Origin of the sequence: Zhihengliuella sp. ISTPL4 (genome assembly GCF_002848265.1) — a bacterium.
GTDB lineage: Bacteria > Actinomycetota > Actinomycetes > Actinomycetales > Microbacteriaceae > Microbacterium.
On record NZ_CP025422.1, the window covers coordinates 59,990 to 79,915 of the forward strand.

The following is a 19,926-nucleotide window of genomic DNA, read 5'->3' on the forward strand; positions in this document are numbered from 1 at the left end:
GCGGGCGGAGAGCATCCGATGAGAGTTCTCGGGGCCGGCGACAACGTCGTCGACCGTTACCTGCATCAGGCCATGATGTATCCCGGCGGCAACGCCGTGAACGTCGCGGTCTTCGCTGCGCGTCTCGGCGCGCGGGCGGGCTACCTCGGTGTCCTCGGAGACGACGCCGCCGGGCGCCAGATCCTCCGCGCGCTCGAGGCCGAGCACATCGACACCTCGCTCACCCGCGTGGTCCACGGCCCGAACGCCACGGCAGACGTCGAGCTCGTCGGCAACGACCGCGTCTTCCTCCGTTCGGATCGCACCACGGCGCTCTTCGACCTCGAGCCGGAGCAGCTCGACGCCATGGCCGCCTATGACGTGGTGCACACCGGCTACGCGGGGCCGCTGCTGGCCCGGGTGCCGGAGATCGCGGAGCGTGCACGGGTGTCGTTCGACTTCGGCAGCCGGTTCGACGAGGGGGCGGCTCTCCCGCACCTGCGCCAGCTGCACCTGGCGAGCTTCTCGGGCGGTCACCTGAGCGAGCAGGAGGCCCGGGGCCTCGTCGGCCGCGCGCTGGACGCGGGGGCGGAGCACGCGCTCGTGACTCTGGGCGCCGCCGGGGCGCTGCTCGGCTCGTCCGAGGGCATCCGCCACCAGGAGGCCGACCGGGTGAACGTGCGCGACACGCTCGGCGCCGGCGACGCGTTCATCGCGGGGGTCCTCGTGGGCCTCGGCACCGGTCGCAGCATCCGATCCACGCTGGTGGCGGCGAGCGCGCAGGCGGCTCAGGTCTGCCAGGTGAACGGCGCCTTCGAGCATGGAATCCCGTTCGACGCCGAGGCGGTGCGCCGCCAGCATGCGACGAGCGACGAGAGCAACGACGACCAGGAAGCGGTGACGGCATGACCCTGCGCATCGGAGTGGACACGGGTGGAACCTTCACCGACGTCTGCGTGTTCGACGAGGAGACCGGGCGCGTGCACGTGCGCAAGGTCTCGAGCACCCCTGATGACCCGGGTCGGGCCATCGTCCAGGGCGTGACCGAGATCCTCGACCAGATCGGCGGACGCTCGATCGACGAGGTGGGTTACTTCGCCCACGGGACGACGGTCGGAACCAATGCACTGCTCACCGGGCGCGGCGCGCGGACCGGCCTGATCACCACGCGCGGCTTCCGTGACCTGCTCGAGCTCGGCCGCGGTCGCCGCCCCAGCATGTACGACCCGCAGGCGGACAAGCCCACCCCGCAGGTGCCCCGGCATCTGCGCATGGAGGTCACCGAGCGCGTGCGGCACACGGGCGCGGTCGAGACCCCGCTCGACGAGGCCGACGTGCGTCGGGCGGTGCGTGAGCTGAAGGCCGCAGGGGTGGACTCGATCGCGGTCTGCCTCCTCTACAGCTACCTCAACGCGGATCACGAGCGGCGCATCGCCGAGATCATCCGCGAGGAGATGCCCGAGGTGTACGTCTCCCTCTCCTGCGACGTGCTGCCGGAGTTCCGCGAGTACGAGCGCCTGTCGACCGTCGTCACGAACTCCTACGTCGGACCGGTCGTGGCCAACTACCTCGCGCGGCTGCGTCAGGTGCTCGCCGACCGGGGGCTGACCGCGGTCCCGCACGTCACGCAGAGCAACGGCGGCGTGATCCCGTTCTCGACCGCCGAGTCCCTGCCGGTGCGGCTGGTGCTCTCCGGGCCCAGCACGGGCGTGGTCGGTGCGGCGCAGATCTGCTCCGCTGCGGGCTACGACGACATCATCACCTTCGACATGGGCGGCACGTCGTCCGACATCTCCCTCGTGCAGGAGGGCCGCCCCAAGGTGACCGCGGGCATGGAGCTGGACGGCCGCCCGGTGCGATCCCCCATGCTGGACATCCACACGGTCGGCGCCGGCGGCGGGTCCATCGCCTGGATCGACAGCGGGGGCCACCTGCGCGTGGGTCCGCAGAGCGCCGGCGCCTTCCCCGGGCCGGCCTGCTACGGCAACGGGACCGAGGCAGCGGTGACCGACGCGAACGTCGTGCTGCGGATGCTCAACCCGGAATACCTGCTGAACGGCCAGATGAAGATCGATCGTTCGGCGTCCGTCGCCGCCGTGCAGCGGCTCGCCGAGCCGCTCGGTCTCTCCGTGGAGGAGACGGCCCTCGGCATCCTGCGTGTCGTCACCGCCAACATGGCGCGGGCGATCCGCGTGGTGAGCGTGCAGCGGGGCTACGATCCCCGCGAGTACGCCCTGGTCCCGTTCGGCGGGGCCGGCCCGCTGCACGCCTCCCGCCTGGCCAGGGAGCTAGGCATGAGCACCATGGTGGTGCCGGAGATCCCGGGCGCCCAGTCGGCACTCGGCCTGCTGATGACGGACGTGAAGACGGACTTCATGCGCACGCTCATCACGGGCGTTGACGACACCACGGCGGCAGCGGTCGATGCCGTGTTTGACGAGCTCGCGCATCGCGCGACCGAATGGTTCGTCGAGGAGGAGGTGGAGGAGGGCGGTCGCGCCCTTCGCCGCCGCATGGATCTGCGCTACCGGGGCCAGAACTTCGAACTGGCCGTCGATGTTCCCGAGGGGCATCGCTTCGGCGACGACGGTGCGGATGCCGTCATCGAGTTGTTCCACGAGGCCCACGAGCGCGTGTACGGCTACCGATCAGAGGACGCAGCGGTGGAGGTGGTGACCTTCCGTCTCGAGGCGTCCGGTTCGGCCGCCCATGTCGACCTCCGCCGTGACGAGGTCGGCTCGTCCGATCCGTCCGGCGCGATCGTCGAGACGCGGAGCACGTGCTTCGATCCCGCCGAGGGCTACGTCGACACCCCGGTGTACGACCGCGCGCGCCTCACGCCCGGTGACGTCGTCGCCGGCCCGGCCATCGTGGAGCAGATGGACACCACGACCGTCCTGCTGCCGGGAGACGTGTGCCGCGTGGACGCCTACCGCAACCTCATCGTGGAGATCGGAGAGCAGAAGTGACCGCCATCGAGTTGGATCCCGTGCTCGTCGAGGTCGTGGGCTCCGCCCTCTCGACCATCGTCGAGGAGATGAGCGAGACGCTGGTGAAGGCCGCGTTCTCGCCGAACATCAAGGAGCGCCGAGACTGCACGGCGAGTCTGTTCGATGCGGAGGGCCAGGCGATCGCCCAGGACGAGGGCGGATCGCCCCTGCACCTGGGCTCGCTCATGGGCATCGTCGCCGCGCTGCGCGCGCAGTATCCGCTCGACCAGATCCGTCCGGGGGACGTGTTCATCGGCAACGATCCGTACACGGGCGGAGGGTCCCACCTCCCGGACATCGTCCTCGCGACGCCCATCTTCGTCGATGACGAGCTGGCAGCGTGGGCGGCGACGCTCGCCCACCACGCCGACTTCGGCGACCGGGGTCACGCGCACATCTTCCAGGAGGCGATCCGCATCCCTCCCGTGCACCTTGTGCGCGAAGGGGTGCGACAGGAGGAGCTGCTGCAGCTCATCCTGCTGAACTGCCAGGTCCCGGAGGAGCGGATCGCAGACCTCCGGGCGCAGGAGGCGGCGCTCCGCGTGGCGGTCACCCGGTACCGCGAGCTCTGCGAGCGCAACGGGGCCGACGTGGTCCGTGCGATCGGCGCCGAGCTGCTGGACTACACCGAGCGCCGCACCCGAGCGGCGATCGCCGAGTTCCCCGACGGCGAGTACACGTTCGAGGACCGCTTCGACTGCCCGGAGCTGGACGACGAGCTGACCCTGCGCGTGCGCATCGTCGTCTCGGGGGACCGGATGCTGTTCGACTTCGCCGGCAACCCGCCGCAGGTCCGCGCGAGCGTGAACGTGGTGTGGACCGGTCTGTACGCCGCGGTCTACTACACGATCAAGACGCTCATCGACCCGGACATCGCGCCGAACGCGGGCCTGTACCGCCCGGTCACGATCGAGGCGCCGGAAGGGTCGATCATCAACTGCTCCGCTCCGGCGGCGGTGAACGGCCGCAGCGAGACCTGCCAGCGCATCGTCGATCTGATCCAGGGCGCACTGGCCCCTGCCGTGCCCGAGCGGATCACGGGCGCCTCGAACGGGGCCAACACCGGCGTGCACTTCTCGGGGCACGATCACGCGCGAGGTCGCGACTTCGTGTACCTCGAGACGATCGGCGGCGGCAGCGGGGCCCGCTACAACAAGGACGGACTCGACGGCGTGCAGGTCCACATGACCAACACCTCGAACCTCCCCGTCGAGAGCCTCGAGACCGAGTACCCGCTGATGGTCGAGGCCTACGAGTTCATCGAGGACTCCGGAGGGACGGGGGAGCACCGCGGCGGCATGGGGATCCGCCGCCGCATCCGCGCGGAGGCCGAGGACGTGCACTTCTGGTTGGACACCAGCCGGCAGAAGTCGCAGCCGTGGGGCGTCTTCGGCGGAGGTCCGGGGGCGTCGGCCCGTTGCGTGCTCAGCGACGACGCCACGCCGATCGACCACGGCTACACCGTCCTGCAGCCGGGGCAGTGGGCGTCGATCGAGACGGCCGGCGCCGGCGGGTTCGGCGATCCTGCCGCCCGCCCGGCCGACGCGCTCGAGGCCGACGTCCGCGACGGACGGGTGTCGGAGGAGACCGCCCGGCGTCACCGGGACTGAGCGGTCGCGTCAGAGGGGGGCGGCGGAACCGCGCACCAGGAGCTCGGCGGCGAGCATCTGGCGGCGCGGTCCCGTCGTCCCGCCGCGGATGATCCCGACCAGGGTCGTCGTCGCGGTGGCGCCCAGGCGCTGACGCGGCTGCTCGATCACGCTGACGGCCGGCTGGACCATGGTCGTCCAGTCCTGGTCGTCGAAACCGATGAAGGACAGATCGTCGGGAAGCGAGAGACCGCGTGAGCGGATGCCGCGGTAGGTGCCGGAGCTGAGCACGGTGTCGGTCGCGTGGATCGCCGTCACATCCGGATCGCCGGCGAGGAACTCCTCGACCGCCTTCTGCGATTCCCCCGTGGTGTAGCCGGTGGAGATGATCAGCTCGTCGTCGATGTCGACGCCCGCACGGGTCAGGGCGCGGAGATAGCCGACGAGACGCTGCGCCGACGGCCGGAGCATCGAGACATCCGCATCCTCCCCTCCGCGCAACGCGAAGCCGTCCAGCGTCGAATCGACCTGGGACGCCTCGGTCACCAGTGCGATCCGTCGATGCCCGTCCGCGAGGAGGGCGTTGATCGCCCGCTCCGTCGCGTCGACATGATCGACGGAGACCAGGGGCAGCTCTTCGAGGCCCGGCATCCGGCGGTCGAGCAGCACGATCGGCATGCCCTCGCCGGCGAGCCGGAGGAGCGCGGTCGGCTCGGCCTGGAACACCGGGGCGATCACGATCCCGTCCACGCGCTGCTCCGCGAGGAGCTCCAGGGAGCGCGCCTCGATGTCGGCGTCGTTGTCGGTGTTGCTGACGAGCACTTCGAAGCCCGCCGCGCGCGCGGTGTCGGTCAGCCCTCGCAGCACGGCGGAGAAGAACGGGAGCGCGACGTCGGGCACGACGATGCCGATCGTGTTTGTCGCCCCCGACTTCATCGCTCGCGCCAGCTGGTTGGGCCGGTAGCCCAGCCGGTCGGCTGCTTCGAGCACCTTCTGGCGGGTGACGTCGCTGGCCGATCCGTTCTGGGCGAGGACGCGGGCGGCAGCCGACTTCGACACGCCGGCCGCCCGGGCCACGTCGATGATCGTCACTGCTCGCGCCATGCGTGCTCCCTCGTAGGTCGATCGCATCGTAGCCGACGACTGGACCCCGCGATCGCCGGAGATCACCGTGCGGTAAATCTTCACCCATCATATTGACATCGTTCCCAACCTGCGTAAGAGTGGGACGCAAGCCCAAAGGGAACGTTCCCAATGGGGCTTGGATCAGCAGTTTCTCCCACCGGAGAAGACAAGAGGAGAGGTTCACCGCAGAACCCGGCGATGGATGCGAGCACCCGAGTCGCTCGCGCGAACCCCGAACCGGACGTCGGCATCGCCGCCGAGCACGCACTCTCTTCCTCACGCCCCGCGGGGCCCTCAAGAGACGGATTCACAGCATGGAAACTCTCAACACCCGAAGCCCGCGCGCAGGTCGCGGACGCGGGGCCAGGATGCTCGCCCTCGCCGGTGCGGCCACCATGGCCGTGACCTTGGGTCTCGCCGGATGCGCGAGCGGATCGAACAGCGGCGGCAGCGGCGGCGGAACCGCTGCGGACCAGACCCTCACGATCGGCTTCTCCGCGGAACCCCCCGGGTTCAAGACCGGCGTCGACCAGGGCTCGGCCAACCGCCAGCTCATCACCCTCGTCCGTCGCGGTCTGCTCAGCTACGGTCCCGACGGAGACGTCGTCCCCGCTCTCGCCTCGGACTACGAGGTCAGCGAGGACGGACTCACCTACACCTTCACACTGCGGGATGGGCTGGCCTTCTCCACGGGGGACGAGCTGACCTCTGAGGACGTCAAGCGCACGTTCGAGTACCTCGCGGTGCCGGAGAATGGTGCGGCCGATCAGACGTCGTTCGCCAACATCGCCAGCATCGACACCCCCGACGAGACGACCGTCGTGCTCAACCTCGGCGAGCCGCAGACCGCGCTGCCGAAGATCATCGCCAACCCGCTGAACGCGATCGTTCCCGAGGAGTCCGTCGACGCGGACGGCGTGCCGATCGGCGCCGGACCCTTCATGGTGACCGAGTACAAGAAGGGCGTCTCGTACACCCTCGAGGCCGACCCGGCCTACTACGACGCCGACGAGGTCGAGCTCGACGAGATCGAGATGACCTTCATGGCCGATGCGCAGACGCGCGTGAAGGCCCTCGTCAGCGGTCAAGTGCAGTTCATTGACTACGTTCCTGCAGCGGACTACGCGACGCTGGAGAGCGCGAGCGGCGTCACGCTCGACACCGCCCACGGTCTCTACGGAGCGCTGCAGTTCAACCTCACCGAAGGTCCTCTGGCGGTGCCCGAGGTCCGCCAGGCGATCGCCTACGCGCTCGACCTCGAGGCGATCAACGAGGTGGGCACGCTCGGGTACGGCACCTCGAACGGCGGCCTGCCGATCCCCGAGGACAGCGAGTACTACGACGAGGAGCAGGCCACCCACTTCGCGCAGGACGTCGACAAGGCCAAGGAGCTGCTCGCGGAGGGCGGATACCCCGACGGCGGCTTCAGCCTGACGCTGCTCACCAACTCGCAGTACTTCGGTCACAGCGAGCGCGCACAGGTCATCAAGAGCGACCTGGAGGAGATCGGCATCTCGGTCGAGATCGAGACGGGCGACTATGCGAACCAGATCGCCAAGGGCAACAGCGGGTCCTACGACCTGATGATCGGCGGACCCCCCGCGGCGATCAACGACCCGTCCGCCCTGACCGGCGCGTTCATCGGCGGGCCCACCTTCGTCCGCAGCTTCGGCATCGACCAGGACCTGTACGCCGGTCTCCTCGATGAGGGAGCCAAGACCGCGGACGGGCCGGAGCGCGAGGCGATCTACCGAGAGCTCGGAGAGATCTACCTCGAGGACGTGCCCTTCGTGACCTGGGGCCAGGGTGCGGCGGCCTACGCCTACTCGGACAAGCTCGAAGGGTTCGAGATGCTCAGCGGACCGATCGTGTACTCGTCGATGTACAGCCTGGCCGGAGCGCGGCTCACCGACTGAGCCGCGCCGCGGCGGCGCCCCTCTGACTCGAATGGGTTCTCAATGATTCGTTACATACTGCTTCGACTCGGACTGGGTGTCGTCACCGTCTGGGGCGTCGTGACAGCCGTCTTCCTGGCGCTGCACGCCGTCCCGGGCGGGCCGGCCTCGATCATCCTCCAGGGGGGTGCCGGCGGCGGGGACGTCAACCCCGCCGCCGTCGCCGCTCTGGAGAAGGAGCTCGGCCTGGACCGGCCGCTGCTCGTGCAGTACGTCACCTACCTCGGCGACCTGGTCCGCGGCGACCTCGGAGACTCCATCAAGTACTCCGCTCCCGTGACCGAGATCATCGCCTCGCCGCTCGGCAACACCGTGATCCTCGTCTTCCTGGCGCTCGTGATCGGCGGCGTCGTCGGACTCTCCTTCGGTGTGCTCTCCGGCAACCGCCCCGGCAGCATCCTCGATCGCGTCCTCTCGGGCCTCATCTCCGTCGCCGTGTCGACCCCCGGCTTCGTGATCGCCATCTTCCTCTCGCTGGTGATCGGCCTGAGCCTCGGATGGTTCCCCTCTCTCGGCTATCGGGATCCCGCAGACGGATTCGGGCCGTTCCTCTACCACGCGTTCCTCCCCAGCCTCGCCCTCTCGTTCGGCTTCCTCGCGATCGTGGGCCGCGTGACGCGCACGTCGATCCTGTCGGTCCGCCGCGAGGACTGGGTGCGCACCGCGAGGGGCATGGGGCTCTCGGGCGGACGCGTCTTCCGCCGCCACGTCTTCCGCAACGCCATGAACCCGGTCGTGACGGTCGCCGGCCTGCAGCTGGGCGGACTGCTCGGGGCCACCGTGCTCATCGAGCAGGTCTTCAACTGGCCGGGGATCGGCGGAACCCTCCTGAACGCGATCAACGGGCGCGACTACCCGTTGGTGCAGGGCATCGTCATCGTATTCGCCGTGGTGTTCATCCTGACGAACCTGCTCGTCGATCTCCTCTACCGATTCCTCGACCCCCGAGTGGAGGCGTGATCCCGATGAAGAACGCGTTCCGGACCATCTGGAACAGGTCGAGCCCCGGCCTGTTCGTGACGACGTGCGTGATGATCCTCGTCGTCCTGTTCATCTTCATCTACCCGGTGCTCAGCCCGGTGAACCCGCTCGCACAGGATGTCGCGAACGCCTTCGCGCCGGTCGGGAGCCCCGATCACGTGCTCGGCACCGACAACCTGGGGCGCGACACGTTCGCCCGGCTGGTCGTGGGTCTGCGCACCGAGATCATCGTGTGCGCCTCGGGCACGCTCCTCGCCGCGCTGATCGGCACCCTGATCGGCATCCTCGCCGCCTACTTCCGCGGTCTCGCCGACCTTCTCCTCATGCGCGTCGTCGACGTCGTGCTCGCCTTCCCGAATCTCGTGTTCGCGATGCTCATCGTCTCGCTGTACGGTGCGGGGGACCTGACCGTGGTCGCCGTCTGCGCCATCGCCTTCTTCCCCAGCTTCGCGCGCCTGACCTACGGCGAGGTGCTCTCGCTCCGGCAGGCGCTCTACGTCGAGTCGGCGGAGCTGTTCGGCGGCACCCGGTGGCAGATCATCCGCGGACCGCTGCTCCGCGGCGTCGGACCCCTCGTGCTCGCACAGGGATTCCTCACTCTGGCGTTCGCCGTGGGGCTCGAGTCGGGACTGAGCTTCCTGGGGCTCGGCATCACCCCGCCCCGTCCCTCGCTCGGACTGATGATCGCCACCGGTCAGCAGTACTTCATGCAGAGCCCCTGGCAGCTGCTGATCCCCAGCATCGTGCTCGTCGCCCTGCTCGTTTCGCTCGGATACGTCGCGGACTGGGTGCGGGATCTGCTCGACCCGCGGGGGGTCACCCGCCGCCGCCGTCCCGGGCGCGGATCCGCCGCCCAGCGGCCCACCAGCATCGTCGGACAGGGGGTCAACGCATGAACGCACGCGACGAGGTCCTTCTGACCGTCTCCGATCTGGAGATCGCCGTGGACGACAAGCCCATCGTGCACGGCGCATCGTTCACCGTGTCGCGCGGAGAGGTGGTGGCGATCGTCGGCGAGTCCGGAGCGGGCAAGTCGATGACCGCCATGGCCGTCCCCGCCCTGCTCCCGGCCGGGGCGACGCGCCGCGGCTCCATCCTCTTCGACGGGACGGAGCTGATCACGGCGTCCGAGGGGGACATGCGGCGCTTCCGCGGCGCCGAGATCGCTTGTGTCTACCAGGAGCCGATGACGGCGCTCAACCCGCTGCACACGGTGGGCGACTTCCTCGAGGAGGCGATCGGCGCGCACGAGTCGAAGGGATCGCCGCGGCGCCGTGAGCCTCAGGAGCTGCTCGAACTCGTCGGCCTCGGAGGATTCGACGATCTGCTGAAGCGGTACCCGCACCAGCTCTCCGGCGGGCAGCGTCAACGCATCATGGCGGCCGGCGCCGTCGCCTGGGAGCCCAAGCTCCTCATCGCCGACGAGCCGACCACCGCGCTCGACGTCACGACGCAGCGCAACCTGCTCGCGATGTTCCGCGACCTCGTGCGCCGGGAGCGGATGGGGATGATCTTCGTCACGCACGACATGGGCGTCGTCGCCGACATCGCCGACTCCGTCGTCGTCATGCGCAACGGCTTGGTCGTCGAGACCGGCGACGTCTACTCGATCTTCGACAACCCTCAGCACGAGTACACGCGGTCGCTGCTCGCAGCGGCACGTGCGCTGCACGGGGCCGAGACGGCTCTCCTCGAAGGCGGCGGTGCGGATGCCGGAACCGCGGCCGCGGCTTCACGTGAGGCGGCGGAGGACGACGTCGCGCTCCGGGTGCGCGACCTCGTGGTCGAGTACAAGCGCTCCGGGCTCCGCAAGCCGCGGACCGAGGAGAACCGCCGGGCGGCGGTCCAGTCCGCGAACCTCACCGTGGCACGCGGCGAGACGCTGGGCATCGTGGGCGAGTCCGGCTCGGGCAAGTCGACCATCGCACGCGCGATCCTCGGACTCGCCCCCGTCACCGGTGGCTCCGTGGAGCTCGTCGGCGTCGAACTCGTCGGCCTGAAGGGACGACGGCGCCGCCGTGCGCTCTCCCGTCTCGGGGTCGTCTTCCAGGATCCGACCTCGTCGCTCGACCCGAGCCTTCCGCTCTGGCGCGTGGTGACCGAGCCGCTGTGGCGGAGCGGTGCAGTACGCGACACGCGAGAGCTCCGCCGCCGCGCGCGCGAGCTCCTGACGGATGTGGACCTCGACCCGGCGTGGATCGAGCGCCGGCGACACGAGCTCTCGGGAGGACAGCGGCAACGCGTCGCGATCGCGCGGGCAATCTCGCACCGCCCGGACGTGCTGATCGCCGACGAGCCGACCTCTGCGCTGGACGTCACGGTGCAGGTGACCGTGCTGGAGCTGCTCGCCCGCCTGCAGCGCGAGCACGACTTCGCCTGCATCTTCATCAGCCACGACCTCTACGTCGTCTCGACGATCTCGGATCGCGTGCTGGTGATGAAGGATGGTCAGGTGGTCGAGAACGGCCCGACGGATCAGGTCATCCACGACCCGGAGAACGAGTACACGCGCACGCTGCTGGGAGCCATCCCGGTCCCGGACCCGGTGCTGCAGCGCTCGCGGCGGGAAGCGGAGAGCATCCGATGAGCGGAGCGCGGTCGAACGAGAGGAGCGCCGGGTGAGGAGCGAGTACTCGACGCCGGGCCGATACGGGCCCAAGGAGGTCGCCACGGGCGCGCGCGGGATGGTCGTGAGCTCCGAGCCGATCGCCGTGGAGGCGGGCGCTGCGGTGCTGCGCGACGGGGGCAACGCCCTCGACGCGGCCCTGGCGGTGGCGGCGACGCAGCTGGTGACCGAACCGCACATGACCTCGCTGACCGGGGGGATCTCGCTGGTCTACCGCGAGGCGTCGACCGGGCGGGCGGCCTACCTGTCGGGCAACGTGAACGCTCCGCTGGCCGAGCTGCCCGACTTCGGCGGCGCGGACCTGACCCGTGCGCGGGGAGTGCCCGTGCCGGGATGGTGGCCGGCGTTCGTCGCGGCTCAGGAGCGGTTCGGCACGATGTCGGTCGGCCGTCTCCTCGCTCCGGCCATCGATGTCGCCCGCGAGGGGTTCGCGGTGTCGCCCTATCTCTTCGGCGAGATGTACAACGCCCGGCAGAACCTGGGGCGCCATCCGCAGTCGCGCGCGATGTACTTCCGTGACGGCTCCCTGATCGGACCGGGCCAGGCGCTGGTGCAGGAGCAGGTGGCGCGGACGCTCGAGCGGCTGCGCGACGAGGGCATGCACTACTACCGCGGGGACTTCGCCCGCGCGTTCTGCGCGGCGAGCGACGCCGACGGCGGCGTCATCACCCCCGAGGACTTCGACGCTTACGCCCCTGAGTGGGCGGATCCGGTTCGCGGGACGTACCGCGGCTTCGAGATCATCGGCTCGGCGCCGCCCGACGACGGCGGACTGCAGCTGGTCGAGGCGTTCAACATCCTGGAGAACCTCGACATCGCCTCGCTGGGTCCGGCGAGCGCCTCACCGGAGACGCTGTCGGCGCTGATCGCGGTGCACAACGCCGTCTACTACGCGCCGCCTCGGGAGCGACGCTTCCGCGAGAACCACCGTGTCATGGACGTGCTGCTCTCGAAGGACTACGCGAAGCAGCGCTTCGAGCTGCTCGACACCCTCGCCGCTCCGTCCGCGGGCGCACCGCCGACGCCGGGCACGATCCACCTGTCGGTGGTGGATGCCGATCACAACGTCGCGACGTTGACGCACTCGCACATGGCCTCGCCGTGGGTGAACGGACTCTTCGCGGAGGGCTTCCAGCTCGCGGGCGGCGGCTCGTTCTTCCAACGCGTGATGCCGCAACCGGGGGAGCGGGCGACCATCTACCTCGCACCGAGCATGGTGCTGCGGGACGGAGCGCCCGTGATCGCCTCGGGTTCGCCCTCGGTGTCGCTCGTGGCCTGCGTGCTGCAGAACCTGGTCAACCTCATGGACTTCGGCATGCCGATCGAGCAGAGCGTGGCCGAGCCGCGATTCGGCGCACGCCCTCATGACCCGGCGCGGGGATGGGTGCCCGGCACGACCCTCGAGTCGGGTTTCCCGGAAGCGGTGCTGCGGGACGTGCGGAGATGGGCCGGTGCGAACCGGCTCTGGACGCGGGACATAGGCCCGTGGAACTCGATGACCGGCAACTTCGACGGGATCACGATCGATCCGACGACCGGCGAGATGCGCTCCTGCGGCGATCCGCGTCGCATGGGCGTCGCGGTGGCCGTCTGACGTCGTCCATCGGTCACGGATGCCGGAGACGGGCGCGCGCCGAGAGGCCCTCGCCGTCGGGACGCGCGTCGATCTCGAAGACGCAGATCTCCCCCAGTCCTGCGGCGATTCATGCTCGGTGCCCACGAGCCATACGGCGAGCATGCACCCGGGGTCGCCGCTCGCGCTCACCGTGACCTCGAGCCTGCCGTTCCGCGGCACCCACAGCAGCCGGGTCGGGGTCTCGGTCCGGACGGTCAGGCCGTCAGGGCGGTGGCGATGCGTGCCGCGCGCGGATCCGACGGGCCCGCTGAACGACCCGGTCAGCAGATTCTCCCATCGGATGCCGCGCATCCGGAACCAAACAAAGCCAAACAACAGTTGACAGGCTTTGTTTAGTTATGTTTTGCTTTGGATAACTTCACTTCAGGGGGAATCCAGATGGACAGCGACGTCATCGTCATCGGACTCGGAGCAGCCGGTTCCGCCGCACTCCGTGCAGCCGCACGACGCGGCGTGCGCTGCCTCGGCATCGAGCAGTTCGACATCGCCCACGACCGGGGCTCCTCCCACGGCCGCTCGCGTCTGTTCCGCAGCGGCACCTCCGAGGGCCCGGAGTACGTCGACCTCGCCGCCCGGTCCCGTCAGCTCTGGAGCGAGCTCGAGCAGGAGACCGGCGAGGAGATCGTCACGGTCGTCGGCGGCCTCAGCATCGCGGATGCCGGCTCGCCGCTGCTTTCCGACGTGCGCGCCGCCATGGACGCCCGGGACCTCCCGTACGAGACCCTCGACGCGGCGACGCTCCGGTCGCGGTACCCCCAGCATCATGTGACCGACGGCGATGTCGGGGTGCTCGATCCCGGCACGGGCGTCGTGCGCCCCGAGCTGGCGATCCGCCTGAGCGTCGAGGCGGCACGGCGTGCGGGCGCCGAGGTGCGCACGGGTGTGCGGGCGGTCGACATCGCGGAGCGCGGCGACCGGGTCGAGGTGCGCCTCAGCGACGGATCGAGCGTCTCCGGCTCCCAGGTCGTGGTGGCCGCCGGCGCCTGGACCTCCCGACTGCAGCCGGACTATTCGGTGCCGCTCGTCGTCCGCCGCGCCGTGCTCAGCTGGTTCCACCCGCGCGAGGGGGCGGAGCACCGCTTCACGTCCGACGTGTTCCCGGTGTTCACCCGCGAGCTCGGCGACGTCACCGGGTGGGGTGCTCCGGTGATCGACGAGTACGGCGTCAAGATCGGTCTGCACGACCAGGCCGGGTTTGAGATCGACGACCCGGCGGCGAACGACCCGGAGGTCGCGTCGTGGGAGCTGGAGCGGGTCGAGGCCTTCTGTGCCGCGCAGTTCGCCGACCTCGTCCCCGTCGCCCGACACGCCCGCGGCTGCATGATCACCCTGACCCCTGACGAGCGCTTCGCCATCGGCCGGCTCCAGCCGCAGTCCCGCATCGTCACCCTGGCCGCCTGCTCGGGCCACGGGTTCAAGCACTCGGCCGCCGTCGGCGAGCTCGGCGTGCAGATCGCCCTGGACGAGCAGCCGACCGTCGACCCGAGCCCGTTCGACCCCACCCGATACACCCACCAGAAAGAGGCAGTCCAATGAGAGGTAAGAAGCTGTTCAGCACGATGGCCGTGCTGCTCGCCGCATCGCTCGTCGCCGGCTGCGCCGGTCAGAGCTCCGCAGGCTCCGACGACGCGACCGAGGCCGACTCCGCATCCGCGAAGTACGAGACGGTGAGCCCGGGCGTCATCCAGCTGCTCGTCAACAGCGATGCGGCGCCGTTCGCGTCCGTCGGGGACGACGACGAGTTCGAGGGGTTCGACGTCGCGCTCCTCACCGAGGTCGCCGATCGTATCGGCGTCGATCTTGAGATCCGCACGCAGGAGTTCGACACCATCCTGCCGACCGTCGCGATCGGACAGGCGGATGCCGCGGCGTCCTCCATCGCCGATACGGCGGAGCGCCGCGAGACGGTGACCTTTTCGCTGCCGACGTACACCGGCGTGATGTCGATCACGGTCCCCACCGAGTCCGACGTCGAGGAGGCCGACGACCTCGCCGGCAAGAAGATCGGCGTGAAGTCCGCGAGCCGCAACGCGGAGTACGCCGAGCAGTACTTCACGGAGTCCGAGCTCATCTACTTCCCCGCCGAGGCCCCGATGTTCAACGCCCTCCAGGCCGGCAACATCGATGCCGCGTTCTTCGACGGCCAGGCCGCCGACAAGTATGTGAACCAGTACGACGTGCGCATCGCCTTCTCGGCGGTCAACGACGACAACATCGGGGCGGCGATCGTGCTGCGTCAGGATGCCGATGAGCTGCGTGCCGCGATCAACGAGGCGCTGCGCGAGATCCTCGCCGACGGCACCTACGAGGAGATTTTCACCACCTGGGTGACCACGGAGCCGGTGGAGCGTCAGCTGGACTTCCTCACCGGCTACTACGCCGACCACCCGGAAGACACCTATCCGAACTGAGTTCTCGAGGGAGGGGCGCCCGCCGTGGGCGTCCCCTCCCTCCCTGAGACGGGATGAGCCATGAGCGACTTCTTCACCATGTTCTTCAACCTCGAGTACATGCTCGCGGTGCTGCCCGACCTCATCGGGGTCGGACTCCTCAACACACTGATCCTCGCGGTCGCCGCCACGGTGATCGCGCTCGTGATCGGCATGCTCGTCGCGATGGCCCTCATCTCCCGCCACCGCTGGCTGCGCTGGCCCGCGCAGGGCTACATCGATCTGCTCCGCGGTCTGCCAACGATCCTCACGATCTTCCTCATCGGCCAGGGCCTGCCCTACATGGGCTTCACGTTCCTCGGCACCAGCGCCTACCCCTACGGCATCGCCGCCCTCGGACTCATCGCCTCCGCCTACATGGCCGAGATCTTCCGCTCAGGCATCCAGAGCATCCACCACGGGCAGCTGGAGGCCGCGCGCGCCATGGGCATGCCCTACGGCCTCGCGATGCGCATGATCGTCATCCCCCAGGGAGTGCGCAACGTGTTCCCGGCGCTCACCAACCAGTTCATCAGCATCATCAAGGACACCAGTCTCGTGTACGTGCTCGGTCTGGCCCTCGGCGAGCGCGAGCTCTACCGCATCGGTCAGGACATGTCGCAGCGCGTCGGCAACCTGTCGCCACTGGTGGCCGCCGGCATCGTCTACCTCATCATCACCATCCCGCTCACGCACTACGTCAACTGGCTCGACCGCCGGCTGCGCACGGGGAAGATCCCCGTCGTCGCCGAAGAGCCCGCCGTCCCCGGCGACACCCCCACGAAGGCGGTCACCGCATGAATCCTCTCGTCCGCATCGACGGCCTGGTCAAGGCGTTCGGCTCCCACACCGTGCTCAAGGGCATCGATCTCACGGTCGGGCAGGGGGAGGTCGTGTGCATCATCGGCCCCTCCGGCTCGGGCAAGTCGACCCTCCTCCGCAGCATCAACCTCCTCGAGGTGCCCTCGGACGGCACGATCACGGTCGGGGACTCGGTCATCACCGACCCGAAGACCGACATCAACGCCGTGCGAGCCCGCGTGGGCATGGTGTTCCAGAGCTTCAACCTCTTCCCGCACATGACGGTGCTCGAGAACATCACGGTCTCGCTGCGGAAGGTGCGCGGGCTCTCCGCCGGCGAGGCGACCCGCATCGCCGAGGAGCGACTGGCCGACGTGGGTCTGTCGATGAAGGCGAGCAGTCGCCCGATCAGCCTCTCGGGCGGGCAGCAGCAGCGCGTCGCGATCGCCCGCGCGCTCGCCATGGAGCCCGAGCTCATGCTGTTCGACGAGGTGACCTCGGCGCTCGACCCCGAGCTGGTCAAGGGCGTGCTGAACATCATGTCGTCGCTGGCCGCGGGCGGGATGACGATGGTGGTCGTGACCCACGAGATGGGCTTCGCGCGTCAGGTCGCCGACCGCGTCGTCTTCATGGACGGCGGTGTGGTCGTCGAGGAGAACACGCCGGACGAGCTGTTCGGCAACCCGCAGTCCGAGCGACTTCAGCGCTTCCTCTCCGAGGTGCTGTAGTGACGCACCAGACGCCGCCGACGCCCGCGTGGTGGCCGGCCCCTTCCGACCTCCCGCTGATGGTTGTCGGCCCCAACCCGGCGATGGACCGTCTCCAGGTGATCGGACAGCTCGAGCCGGGAGCCGTGCACCGCGTGCGCACGGTCGCCGCACGGGCGGGCGGCAAGTCGTTCATCGTGGCGCGCAGCATCCGCGCCCTCGGCCCGCACGTCGAGCTGTTCGGCTTCCTCGGAGGAGCGGCAGGGCAACTCGCCCGGAAGGAGTGCACCGAGCTGGGGATGGGCGACCGGCATACCCCGATCGCCGCGGACACCCGCATCACCCCGGTCGTCGTCGAGGCGAAGACGGGTCGCAGCACCGTGTTCAACGAGCCGGGGCCGCCGCTCACGGCGGACGAGCAGGCCGCGTTCCGAGCGGCTGTCGACGACGCGCTCGTCGCAGGCCGTGTCGTGGTGTGCACGGGAAGCCTGCCGCCCGACCTCGAACCCGACACCTACGCTCGGATCGTGGGGGTGGCGAACGAGCGGGGGGCGTACGCCGCGGTCGACGCGAGCGGCACGGTCCTCCGCGAGACGCTGGCCGCACATCCGTGGCTGGTGAAGTGCAACCGGCACGAGTTCGAGGGCGTCCTGAAAGAGGATGCCGAGCACGACGACGCCGCGATCCGCGAGCGCATGCGAGCGCTGGTCGCCGACGGCGTGGGCATCGTCATTGTCACGATGGGGGCGCGGAGCTTCCTCGTCGCGACGGCCGACGGCGTGTGGTCCGTGACGGTCCCCACCGTGCCGACGGTGAACGCGACCGGCTCGGGAGACACGTTCCTCGCCGCGTTCATCGCTTCGGTCAAGCTAGGTGCGACCTTCGCCGATGCGCTCGCCGCGGCGGCCGCGGGTGGGGCATTCAACGCCGCACGACTCGAGCCGGGGTTGATCCCGGGCGCGGAGCTGGCTCCCCTCGCGGAGCAAATCGGTTTCACGCGGATCGACGGCGCCTCCGCGGCCCGGGCGACCGCCGAGGTCCGCAGCGCATGAGCGTGCATCTCGGCGTCGACATCGGGTCGACGAGGACCAAACTCATCCTGTGGGACGAGACCGACAGTATCGTCGGGCGGGCGTCCGCGCCCACGCCCGTGGTGCGCGGAGCGGTCGATCGGCGAGATCACGAGGCGGTCTGGGGCGTCCTCACCGGGCTCGCCGCCGAGCTGCCGCCGTCGCTGCGGCGCGAGGTGGTCGCGGTCGCCGTCGCCTCCGTCGGCGAGGAGATCGTCCTGCTGTCGGAGGAGGGGCGCTCGCTGCGTCCCACCCCGTGCTGGTACACGCTGTCGCCTCTGCACACCGACGGCGATTCCGTGCGGCGCATCCTCAGCTGGCAGCTCTTCGCCGATCTGCGCGCCGCTGCTTCCGAGACGCTCTCGGACGCGGCATCCTTCACCGACCTCGGCAGCGGCATCACCATGCGGCTCGCCGGGCTCCCGGCCGCCGAGGCCGTCATGGACCGCTCCCACGCCTCGCGCACCGGCCTGCTCACCCCGGACGGGGATTGGGACGCCGACCAGCTGCGGGCCAGCGGCGCCGCCCTCGTGACCGCGCCGCCGCGACTGGTGGAGTCCGGCGCGCAGGTCGGGGTCATCGCCCCCGACGTGGCGGAGGCGTGGGGTCTGCCCCACGGCGTCCGCATCCACGCCGGAGGCCACGATCATTTCTGCGGCGCGCTCGCCGCCGGTGTCCGTCGAGCGGGTGACGTGTTCGTCTCGGTCGGCACCTCCGAGTCGATCGTGCAGCTGATCGACCGCGCCCGGCTGCGGACGATCGAGGATCCCGGCGAGCACGGGTTCTACGTCGTCGGCGGGCTGGGCTACCTGCACCGATCGCAGCCCTCTGGCCGCGAAATCGCGGGCCTGCTCGAGACGCACCGCGGTCCCGACATCGCCGACCTCTACGCCGAGATCGCCGGCTCCGGCGGCGCGTCGATCTCGCCCGCCGCGACCGCGCTCGACGCGGCGCTCCGCCGACAGGCGCAGAGCTCGGCCGAGCTGGTCGCCGTCCTCACGAGGACCTCCGGCGTGCCGGCCCGACGCATCGTCATCGGGGGAGTCCCGGTGACCTCTCCGCACTGGCGGGAGCTACGTCGCCGCGCACTCGACGGAGAGGTCGAATTCATCTACGAGCCCGAGCTTGCGGGCACGGGTGCGGCGATGCTCGCGGCCACGACGACGGAGAACGAACGATGACCGTGCACACCACGGCCGCGCTGATCGAGGGATCGGCGGATGCCGGCCGCGCGGCGGCGGCGTTCAACGTCGTCCAGCTCGAGCACGCGCAGGGGATCGTCGACGGAGCGGAGCGCGCCGGGCATCCCGTAATCCTCCAGCTGAGCGAGAACACGATCGGCTACCACGGAGGCCCCCGGGCCATCGCCCGTGGCATGCGCGAGGTCGCCGAGTCCGCCGGGGTGCCCGTGGCGCTGCACCTCGACCACGTCACGAGCTACGAGCTCTGCGCCCGCACGGCCGACCTCGGATTCTCGTCGTTCATGATCGACGCGGCCTCGCTGCCCTACGACGACAACGTGGCGCTCACGGCTCGCACGGTCGAGATGGCGGCGGCGGACCGACTCTGGGTCGAGTCCGAGCTCGGCGAGGTCGGCGGGAAGGGTGCGCATCAGTCCGGTGCGCGCACGTCTCCCGACGAGGCCGCGGCGTTCGTCGCAGCCACGGGCATCCACGGTCTCGCCATCGCGATCGGCTCCTCGCACGCGATGAGCGAGAAGACCGCGACGCTTGATCTCGATCTGCTGACGCGCATCGGCGCGCAGGTCGAGGTGCCGCTCGTGCTGCACGGCTCTTCCGGCGTGCGCGACCAGGATCTGCTAGCGGCGACCCGCCGCGGCATCCGCAAGGTGAACGTCGGCACCCAGCTCAATCTGGCGTTCACGCAGGCCGTGACCGACGTGCTCGCGAAGCAGCAGCCCCGCGGGGGCGACCCCCGCATCTACATCGGCGCCGGTCGCGCCGCCATCGCCCATCAGGTGGAGCGCGTGCTCCACCTGCTCGCCGCCGAATCCGCGGCGTGACCACGAAAGGAACCC

General features: G+C 69.8%; 16 protein-coding genes. 15 read left to right on the forward strand and 1 reads right to left on the reverse strand.

What is annotated here, in order from left to right:
- Positions 1-18 precede the first annotated feature (18 nt).
- The 3 genes from CYL12_RS00260 to CYL12_RS00270 are packed head-to-tail and all read left to right on the forward strand — an operon-like array spanning position 19 to position 4,579.
- Positions 19-888 carry a PfkB family carbohydrate kinase gene (locus CYL12_RS00260; RefSeq protein WP_101844476.1) on the forward strand — a complete coding sequence of 290 codons (870 nt, stop codon included), beginning with the start codon at positions 19-21 and terminating at the stop codon, positions 886-888.
- Complete coding sequence (locus tag CYL12_RS00265) at positions 885-2,948, forward strand: hydantoinase/oxoprolinase family protein (protein WP_101844478.1); 2,064 nt, start codon at positions 885-887, stop codon at positions 2,946-2,948. Before CYL12_RS00260 ends, CYL12_RS00265 begins: the two co-directional genes overlap by 4 nt.
- Positions 2,945-4,579: a hydantoinase B/oxoprolinase family protein gene (locus tag CYL12_RS00270; protein WP_199399165.1), complete on the forward strand. Its 1,635-nt coding sequence runs from the start codon at positions 2,945-2,947 to the stop codon at positions 4,577-4,579. The genes CYL12_RS00265 and CYL12_RS00270 overlap by 4 nt, the downstream gene beginning before the upstream one ends.
- A gap of 9 nt (positions 4,580-4,588) precedes the next feature.
- On the opposite strand, the gene CYL12_RS00275 is transcribed toward CYL12_RS00270, so the two are convergent.
- Positions 4,589-5,662 (reverse strand): LacI family DNA-binding transcriptional regulator, encoded by a 1,074-nt coding sequence (locus CYL12_RS00275; RefSeq protein WP_158297043.1) that lies wholly within the window; start codon positions 5,660-5,662, stop codon positions 4,589-4,591.
- 335 nt (positions 5,663-5,997) lie between these two features.
- On the opposite strand from CYL12_RS00275, the gene CYL12_RS00280 reads away from it, so the two are divergent.
- The 12 genes from CYL12_RS00280 to CYL12_RS00340 all read left to right on the forward strand — a co-directional run bounded on the left by CYL12_RS00280 (position 5,998) and on the right by CYL12_RS00340 (position 19,911).
- The gene (locus CYL12_RS00280) at positions 5,998-7,599 is read left to right on the forward strand and encodes an ABC transporter substrate-binding protein (RefSeq protein WP_101844482.1); all 1,602 of its coding nucleotides are present in this window, start codon (positions 5,998-6,000) and stop codon (positions 7,597-7,599) included.
- Positions 7,600-7,641: 42 nt separating this feature from the next.
- Positions 7,642-8,598, forward strand: a complete 957-nt coding sequence (locus tag CYL12_RS00285; protein ID WP_101844484.1) for an ABC transporter permease — start codon at positions 7,642-7,644, stop codon at positions 8,596-8,598.
- A gap of 5 nt (positions 8,599-8,603) precedes the next feature.
- Complete coding sequence (locus tag CYL12_RS00290; protein WP_158297045.1) at positions 8,604-9,515, forward strand: ABC transporter permease; 912 nt, start codon at positions 8,604-8,606, stop codon at positions 9,513-9,515.
- Positions 9,512-11,206: an ATP-binding cassette domain-containing protein gene (locus CYL12_RS00295; protein ID WP_101844488.1), complete on the forward strand. Its 1,695-nt coding sequence runs from the start codon at positions 9,512-9,514 to the stop codon at positions 11,204-11,206. Before CYL12_RS00290 ends, CYL12_RS00295 begins: the two co-directional genes overlap by 4 nt.
- A gap of 31 nt (positions 11,207-11,237) precedes the next feature.
- Positions 11,238-12,839: a gamma-glutamyltransferase gene (locus tag CYL12_RS00300; protein WP_199399166.1), complete on the forward strand. Its 1,602-nt coding sequence runs from the start codon at positions 11,238-11,240 to the stop codon at positions 12,837-12,839.
- Positions 12,840-13,259: 420 nt separating this feature from the next.
- Positions 13,260-14,417, forward strand: a complete 1,158-nt coding sequence (solA, locus tag CYL12_RS00310) for an N-methyl-L-tryptophan oxidase (protein ID WP_101844492.1) — start codon at positions 13,260-13,262, stop codon at positions 14,415-14,417.
- Entirely contained in the window at positions 14,414-15,292 is an 879-nt protein-coding gene (locus tag CYL12_RS00315; protein ID WP_101844494.1) for a substrate-binding periplasmic protein, read from the forward strand. The genes solA and CYL12_RS00315 overlap by 4 nt, the downstream gene beginning before the upstream one ends.
- Before the next feature lie 60 nt (positions 15,293-15,352).
- A complete protein-coding gene (locus tag CYL12_RS00320; RefSeq protein WP_101844496.1) occupies positions 15,353-16,111 on the forward strand; it encodes an amino acid ABC transporter permease in 759 nt (252 codons plus the stop codon).
- Positions 16,108-16,839, forward strand: coding sequence for an amino acid ABC transporter ATP-binding protein (locus CYL12_RS00325; RefSeq protein ID WP_101844498.1), 732 nt, complete (start codon positions 16,108-16,110; stop codon positions 16,837-16,839). The genes CYL12_RS00320 and CYL12_RS00325 overlap by 4 nt, the downstream gene beginning before the upstream one ends.
- Complete coding sequence (locus tag CYL12_RS00330) at positions 16,839-17,870, forward strand: 1-phosphofructokinase family hexose kinase (protein ID WP_101844500.1); 1,032 nt, start codon at positions 16,839-16,841, stop codon at positions 17,868-17,870. The genes CYL12_RS00325 and CYL12_RS00330 overlap by 1 nt, the downstream gene beginning before the upstream one ends.
- Entirely contained in the window at positions 17,867-19,069 is a 1,203-nt protein-coding gene (locus CYL12_RS00335; RefSeq protein ID WP_101844502.1) for an FGGY family carbohydrate kinase, read from the forward strand. The genes CYL12_RS00330 and CYL12_RS00335 overlap by 4 nt, the downstream gene beginning before the upstream one ends.
- Positions 19,066-19,911: a class II fructose-bisphosphate aldolase gene (locus tag CYL12_RS00340; RefSeq protein ID WP_101844504.1), complete on the forward strand. Its 846-nt coding sequence runs from the start codon at positions 19,066-19,068 to the stop codon at positions 19,909-19,911. Before CYL12_RS00335 ends, CYL12_RS00340 begins: the two co-directional genes overlap by 4 nt.
- The last annotated feature ends 15 nt before the right edge of the window (positions 19,912-19,926 follow it).